This is a genomic window from Variovorax sp. VRV01 (assembly GCF_014852545.1).
Taxonomy (GTDB): domain Bacteria; phylum Pseudomonadota; class Gammaproteobacteria; order Burkholderiales; family Burkholderiaceae_C; genus Variovorax; species Variovorax beijingensis_A.
In genome coordinates, this window is sequence record NZ_JACVBS010000044.1 from 1 (window position 1) to 5,885 (window position 5,885).

The following is a 5,885-nucleotide window of genomic DNA, read 5'->3' on the forward strand; positions in this document are numbered from 1 at the left end:
TGCGCCGGCCTGGCTAGAACAGTGCGATCGCGAGGCGCGCGAGCTCGAGGTTCTTCACCGGCAGCAGGTTCGCGCCGCATGTGCGCGTCTTGTTGGTCGGTTTTCCTCATGATTGCGGCGCCGGCCGACGGGCAGAACGCGGCCACAAACCGCCATTCGAGACAGCCGCCCAGTTCACGATAATTCTGGCATGACACCGTTCCAGATCGCGACAAGAATTCGCACCTCAATTGTTGTGACCAGAAAAGCCTCCTTTCACCGGCACGCACTGTTAACCCTCTGTGGTTTCTTGCTGGCACTTGGGCAATCCGCGCACGCACAAGCGCCCACACTGGGCTTCATGCAGTTGCCGCAGCCTGGCGTTGGACTCGTCACAATCTTCTATCCGTCTTCGGACCCAGAGATGCCTGCCATACAGGGACCGTTCAAGTTGTCATGGGCTGCCAACGGTCGCGTATCCAGGGGCAATGGACACCTCGTTGTGATCTCGCATGGCTCGGGCGGCAGCCCTTGGGTGCACGCGGACTTGGCGCGAGTTTTGGTGCAACGGGGATTTACGGTCGCCTTGCCTCAGCACGCAGGCGACAACTACCTCGACCCATCGGAGCCTGGGCCTGCGAGTTGGATCAAGCGGCCGATCGAAATTTCTCAGGCAATCGATGTCGTCGCCGGCACCCAATCACTGGCGGCTAATTTGCGCCTTGATTCGGTAGGCCTGTTCGGAGGGTCCGCTGGCGGACATACGGCCTTGTCGATGGCCGGCGGCAAATGGTCAAAGGCGCGCTTCAGGAATCACTGCGAAAAGCACATCAGAGAAGATTTCTCATCTTGCGTCGGTTTCTTCACACTGCTCAACGGCGACTGGCTGGACAGCCTAAAAATTTGGCTGGCGAAGGCCGTAATCGCAGCGCGCTTCTCCGACGATGCAATTCAAAGCGGCTTCGACCCGCGAGTCAAGTCCGTGGTGGCAATGGTCCCCTTCGCCGCGGACTTTGACCCAGCGAGCTTGAAGCAGCCCTCGACTGCGCTGGGACTCGTTATCGCGGACAAAGACATCAACCAGGTGCCCCGCTTCCACGCGGAAGCAATCCTCGCGGCATGTGAACCCCGATGCGAAGTCGTTATGCGCATCCCGGAAGGTGGCCACGGTTCGATGCTCTCGCCCATGCCTCCCTTGGAGACTGGCGGCGTGACGCAGCGCCTGCTGAGTGACCCGCCCAATTTCGACCGGGGTCAGGTGGTACCCGCACTCAATTCGCGAATCGCAGATTTCTTCCTTCGGACCTTGGCTTCTACGCCGTAGCCTTTGGAGCCGACGAGGACGCGCTTGCTTGCGCCCAAACGGCCGCACTACCGAAGGTCTGAGAGACTGGTATGGGCCCCGCGGCGCCGACCGCCCTTCGGCTACAGTCGGCAAAAGAGCCGGCGCTTAGCGTCCAATCCACATGAAAAGGCAGTATGGATTCGCCACTAGGAACAGTCATCATCTACGCCAGAGACATGCAAAAGGCTGCTGCTTTCTATGCCCGGCATTTCGGCTTCCTCACAAATGGTGAAGTCATCGAGGGCCTGATCGAGCTGAGGCATCCGGGCGGGGGCGCTGGCATGCTCATTCATCAAGCAGCCAAGTCCGTGAAACTTGGCCAAGTAGGGGTGAAGCTGAGCTTTCATGTGAAAGACGTGGCAGCGTTTGCCACGCAAGCCAAGTTACGAGGGCTCTTATTCGGCGCCGTGCACGAAGCCAACGGGTATGCGTTCGCGAATGCGAAAGACCTCGACAAGAATTCCATCAGCATCTCGAGCCGAGCGCATCGGACTAACGCGATTGGCGGCAACTGACGGCCATGACCGGTCATTCGCCAGCGCCCTCCGTTTGCCGACCAGTACATACGAATGCACATATGCCCGGAGTAAGAGTAGTTGTTCAATTCATCGCTCCAGATGTCGGTGGCCGGAAGGTCACCTATCTGACCAAGGCGTACAGACCGCACTTTCGTGTACGGAGCGGAGAATACCTGGGTGTGGCCTTTTCGGGCGACGCATCTTGCGGTCCGGTAGAGCCTGGAGCGTGCGTAACTGCCGAGGTGAATTTCGTCTATGCGCCGGACGTCGACTACGGGGATTTGGTAGTCGGCGCACAGTTTCAGGTCTTGGAAGGTGCAAGGATTGTGGGAGTCGGTGTGGTCAGTGGACTTGTTCCTTGAGGTCTCGCTGCGGCCAGAACCGGTCCGTGGCTTCCGTCGCTCAACTGATTCGAACCCCTATATGTGGCCCTTCAAAAAAAGCGCGTCCATCTCGCCAGCTCACGCCATCCCGCCTTCAGAAAAGGTTGAAGAGGCAACGGCCGATCGAGGCAGCCCGGTTTACTGCCGCGTTGAATTCGAGTCGAATGGCGAGAAGTCCTTACAGCGGCTGACGGAATTCTTTGACTTCGTGAAGGCTGCGAAAGATAGGGAAGAGCCCGCCGACGAGTCGCAACTATTGGCATATCTGACCGATGGTGAACGCTCCTACTTTTCGAACCTGACCCCGGAGGAAGTGGCTGAGTGGAACGAATATTGGTTCTCCACTCCGCTTCCAAAGCGGCATTCCCCTGAGATGCTGACTCCACAGTGGGATTTCGCTTCCATGCTTGATGCAATCTGGAATGGGGACTACGACCTCATTGCAATCCAACCGCGAGCGGCACGGTATGTGTTGGAGTTCAATCCCCATGGCTACCCATACGGTGGCACCGGCAGTCTTGTTGCGCTGGTTGAGTGCTTCGGCCATCAAGTCGTCGGCGTTGATGATGGGACTGGATATGAGAAACGCGTGCCACGCACGAACATCTGGAAGCCGTCTGCCAGCCCTGAGGTCTGACCTCCCATTGCGGTCGCAACAAATGACGGCTTTCGAACAAGCCAGCTGACGGCTTCGGGCCCCGCGGCGCCGACCGCCCTTCGGCTACAGTCGGCCAGTAGCGGACCTTCGTTGTCGGCTAGCGACAAAGCGGGCATTTGCACGCGTCCGTGCCGAGTTCCAGGCCCAATCGCTCAAGGGCCACGGTACGCTTCACTATTGCATTGAGGAATACTAATTGGAAGAGCATGCGGTAATCGTTAATTTCGACTACGGGAGTACGGACCTCGGCGCACTGTTTGAAGTGGAGACGCGGCTCGAAGAGGCAATAGCGGCTGCGGATGTAGGTGACTATGACGGGAACGAAATCGCGGTTGACGGGAGCGATGGCACGCTATTCATGTACGGACCCGACGCGGATGCGCTGTTCGCGGCCGTAAGGGAGACCCTACTCAAATCAGCGTGCCTGTCCAACGTCCGTGTCTCGCTTCAATATGGCCCAGTGGACGACGACGATGTACGTCGCATCGAATTCGCGCTCAAGGAATGAGCTGGAATCTGCGGCCCCGTCCCACCACTCGTAGAGCGATGGCGCACGCACTGCGCACCTTTTCGAATGCGGCCAGAAGCGAATGTTTACCGGGCCGGCAGGATTCAGTCCAGGTAGTTTTTCAACCCTTGATCCTCATGCTTTCGTAGATAAGTTGTCCCAGGCGCACCGCGCCACTCACTAGAATTTGCCGCTGACGGCCAACTCCGGACATTCAACCTAGACCTTCGCCTGGTCAACTCTATGCGCATTTATTTCAGTGGAGATTCGGAGCCGATGGTGACCGGCACCGCGTCTGAGCACAGCGCGACGGCCGCCCAAATTCGCGAGTTCGTTACTGGCAGCCGCGAGAGCCTTTTCTTGCCGGCCGACGTTCATGGCAGCCCGGCGCCCTACGCTGTCCTTTTGAAGGGCATACGGCTCTCGAGGGCGGACGGCGCGGTCTTAATGAGTTTGAGCCCAGACGGAGAAATTTCGGTCTCTGGCTCTGCGGATAACCTAGGACGTTGGGCGGAACGCTTCGTGTTCTCCTTCGAGAGCGAGGCCGGGCATCGTCACATCGACAGTCGGTTCGACTGGGTTGCTGCGGCGAGCGTAAGCCTCATCGTCGAAATCGATGACATAGACGCCTGACGGCCAGGACCGGGCATTCACGTGTACCGCTTAACAACGTAGGAAATCATGGACCGTGAGGACATCTATCGCCGGCTCGTCGAAACTGCTGAGCGATACGGAGCTGGAAATCCGCAACAACTGAAGCTCCTTCGCTCGGAGCTTGAGAGGAGCCATCCCGACGAGGTCTTGGCTGGAGTTCTCCTGGTCTTCTCCCGCAGCGTGCCGACGGAAGGCAACTACCAGAAGCAGGAGCTTGCGGGCCGAATGCTTGAAAGGTTGAAGCCCTCAGCTTCCTTCGACCTCGCTCAAGCTCTTCGTGACGTCTTGCCAGCGTACAACCCAAGCATCGAACAGGTCCCGGAGTACCTTGCCGGTCGGTGCGGTAAAGAAGCCGTTATCGCAGAACTCCTCCGATTTGAATCGGAGCAGCGAGATTCGAGGGCGAGCGCGTCCGCGAAGACCATGCGGTGGTGGCTGGGTCATCAATCCTCGGACTAATGTCCGAGCGTCCGCTTCGGAGCGCGACATATGCCTGCTCTGGGCCCATACCGGCTGTACGCCTCGCTCCGAAGCGGGCGTAGAGGGCGGTAGGATTGGGCCGCCGATGTTGGCAAAAGACGGGCTGGAAACCAGGAATGGGCGTTCGAGTAAAGACCGGAGACCTCTTCTGTATACCCCTCAACGACGCCGCCTTTGGGTTAGGCGTCGTCGCGGCGAACTGGCGCTCAGAGCTTTACATCGTGCTCTTTGCTGAGACGGTCCCAAGCCCACAGTCAGCGGACGTCAACACCGCCGTGCTCACACCGCTGCTGGCGTCCTCCTCGCTCGATGCGAAACTGTTTGTCGGTGACTGGCCTATCCTCCGAAGTGGGACCGATAGTACGGCTCTCAGTCAACCCATCTACAAGGTGGAAGAGCCTGACGGCACCATTGCCGAGTCATTCGACCGCAAGCTTCGCATCCCGGTCTCGGCGAATGTCGCTGAAAGGCTTCAGCACCGAAAAGGCGTCGCGCCGGTCAGGTTGGAGAAGGCATTGAAAGCTCATCACGGCTTTGGCGAGTGGATGGCTCACTTCGATGAGCTTCTGTACATCAATGTTCTGCGCTCAAACACGGTGCTGACAGAGTCTGGGCTTCTGCCCACCGTGCGCCCGAACTGAACTTCCGGTCATGGCCGACTGTAGCCTCACGCCCAGAACCAAATCATGCCGAAACTCTTGGTGCAAGCGCTATCGAGAAAGTCGCGCAATGCCTCAATATCAGCTAACGCATGCTGTGCAGTCTCTTTTCCATCCTGGCCCATCTCAGCGGCGTAGGTGTGTGATCGCCGTTCAATTTTGACCGCATCCAAATCGGCTAGGGCTCGTCTAAGTTCAGATACCTGCGCGGCTCGAAAGCCGTGAGCGTGTCCGACCCCCACTTCACCAAGTTCGACTGCAAGCCCGAGCATTTCTCCTCGGTATCCGCCTCCAACGTTTGGGAAGTTTGTGACACCGTCGACATTAGCGGCAGTTCCATTGAGAACGAAGTAGAGCCCGCCCTTGGAATACAACTCCGTGCAAACGGCGGGACTCGCATCTTGGACCTGACTATTGATGAAATCGCTCGTGTGTTGAGTGTTTTGTCGAAGATAGTCGAGTTGCTCGTCTGCTGCGATGCACAAGCGGAGGTCGTACCCCATTAGTTTCCTTCAGTTGGACAGCCGGTTTGAATGCCGGGTTGTGGCCGACTGTAGCCGGGCGGTCTGTCAATGCAAAGGGCCCGAAGCAGCTTTGTCGCCCGAGTTGCGCGGTCTAAACGCCGTCCAAGAACATTCTGGTCATGCCAAACATTGCAACGATCATTCCAATCATCGCGATAGCAGCACCAAGCCGAATGA

8 protein-coding genes are annotated in these 5,885 nt (G+C 58.1%); 7 read left to right on the forward strand and 1 reads right to left on the reverse strand.

Annotated elements, in window-relative coordinates; genetic code table 11:
- The first annotated feature begins 190 nt into the window (after nt 1–190).
- From IB278_RS33395 to IB278_RS33425, 7 genes are all read left to right on the forward strand, one after another.
- On the forward strand, nt 191–1,303 hold the full coding sequence (locus IB278_RS33395) for an alpha/beta hydrolase family protein (protein ID WP_225613352.1): 1,113 nt from the start codon (nt 191–193) through the stop codon (nt 1,301–1,303).
- A 155-nt stretch (nt 1,304–1,458) separates the two neighbouring features.
- On the forward strand, nt 1,459–1,839 hold the full coding sequence (locus tag IB278_RS33400) for a VOC family protein (protein ID WP_192328753.1): 381 nt from the start codon (nt 1,459–1,461) through the stop codon (nt 1,837–1,839).
- A 348-nt stretch (nt 1,840–2,187) separates the two neighbouring features.
- The gene (locus IB278_RS33405) at nt 2,188–2,862 is read left to right on the forward strand and encodes a hypothetical protein (protein ID WP_192328756.1); all 675 of its coding nucleotides are present in this window, start codon (nt 2,188–2,190) and stop codon (nt 2,860–2,862) included.
- A 217-nt stretch (nt 2,863–3,079) separates the two neighbouring features.
- Complete coding sequence (locus IB278_RS33410) at nt 3,080–3,391, forward strand: hypothetical protein (RefSeq protein ID WP_192328759.1); 312 nt, start codon at nt 3,080–3,082, stop codon at nt 3,389–3,391.
- Nucleotides 3,392–3,634: 243 nt separating this feature from the next.
- Nucleotides 3,635–4,024 carry a hypothetical protein gene (locus IB278_RS33415; RefSeq protein WP_192328762.1) on the forward strand — a complete coding sequence of 130 codons (390 nt, stop codon included), beginning with the start codon at nt 3,635–3,637 and terminating at the stop codon, nt 4,022–4,024.
- 48 nt (nt 4,025–4,072) lie between these two features.
- Entirely contained in the window at nt 4,073–4,504 is a 432-nt protein-coding gene (locus tag IB278_RS33420; protein ID WP_192328765.1) for a hypothetical protein, read from the forward strand.
- A gap of 137 nt (nt 4,505–4,641) precedes the next feature.
- Nucleotides 4,642–5,166 (forward strand): hypothetical protein, encoded by a 525-nt coding sequence (locus IB278_RS33425; protein ID WP_192328768.1) that lies wholly within the window; start codon nt 4,642–4,644, stop codon nt 5,164–5,166.
- A gap of 26 nt (nt 5,167–5,192) precedes the next feature.
- Here IB278_RS33425 and IB278_RS33430 read toward each other — a convergent pair whose 3' ends face one another.
- Entirely contained in the window at nt 5,193–5,687 is a 495-nt protein-coding gene (locus tag IB278_RS33430; RefSeq protein ID WP_192328771.1) for a hypothetical protein, read from the reverse strand.
- Nucleotides 5,688–5,885: the final 198 nt, after the last annotated feature.

Excerpts from the sequence above, each read along its gene's own strand:
- IB278_RS33395 (WP_225613352.1), top strand. The coding sequence starts at position 191 with ATGACACCGTTCCAGATCGCGACAAGAATTCGCACCTCAATTGTTGTG.
- IB278_RS33400 (WP_192328753.1), top strand. The coding sequence starts at position 1,459 with ATGGATTCGCCACTAGGAACAGTCATCATCTACGCCAGAGACATGCAA.
- IB278_RS33415 (WP_192328762.1), top strand. The coding sequence starts at position 3,635 with ATGCGCATTTATTTCAGTGGAGATTCGGAGCCGATGGTGACCGGCACC.
- IB278_RS33420 (WP_192328765.1), top strand. The coding sequence starts at position 4,073 with ATGGACCGTGAGGACATCTATCGCCGGCTCGTCGAAACTGCTGAGCGA.
- IB278_RS33425 (WP_192328768.1), top strand. The coding sequence starts at position 4,642 with ATGGGCGTTCGAGTAAAGACCGGAGACCTCTTCTGTATACCCCTCAAC.
- IB278_RS33430 (WP_192328771.1), bottom strand. The coding sequence starts at position 5,687 with ATGGGGTACGACCTCCGCTTGTGCATCGCAGCAGACGAGCAACTCGAC.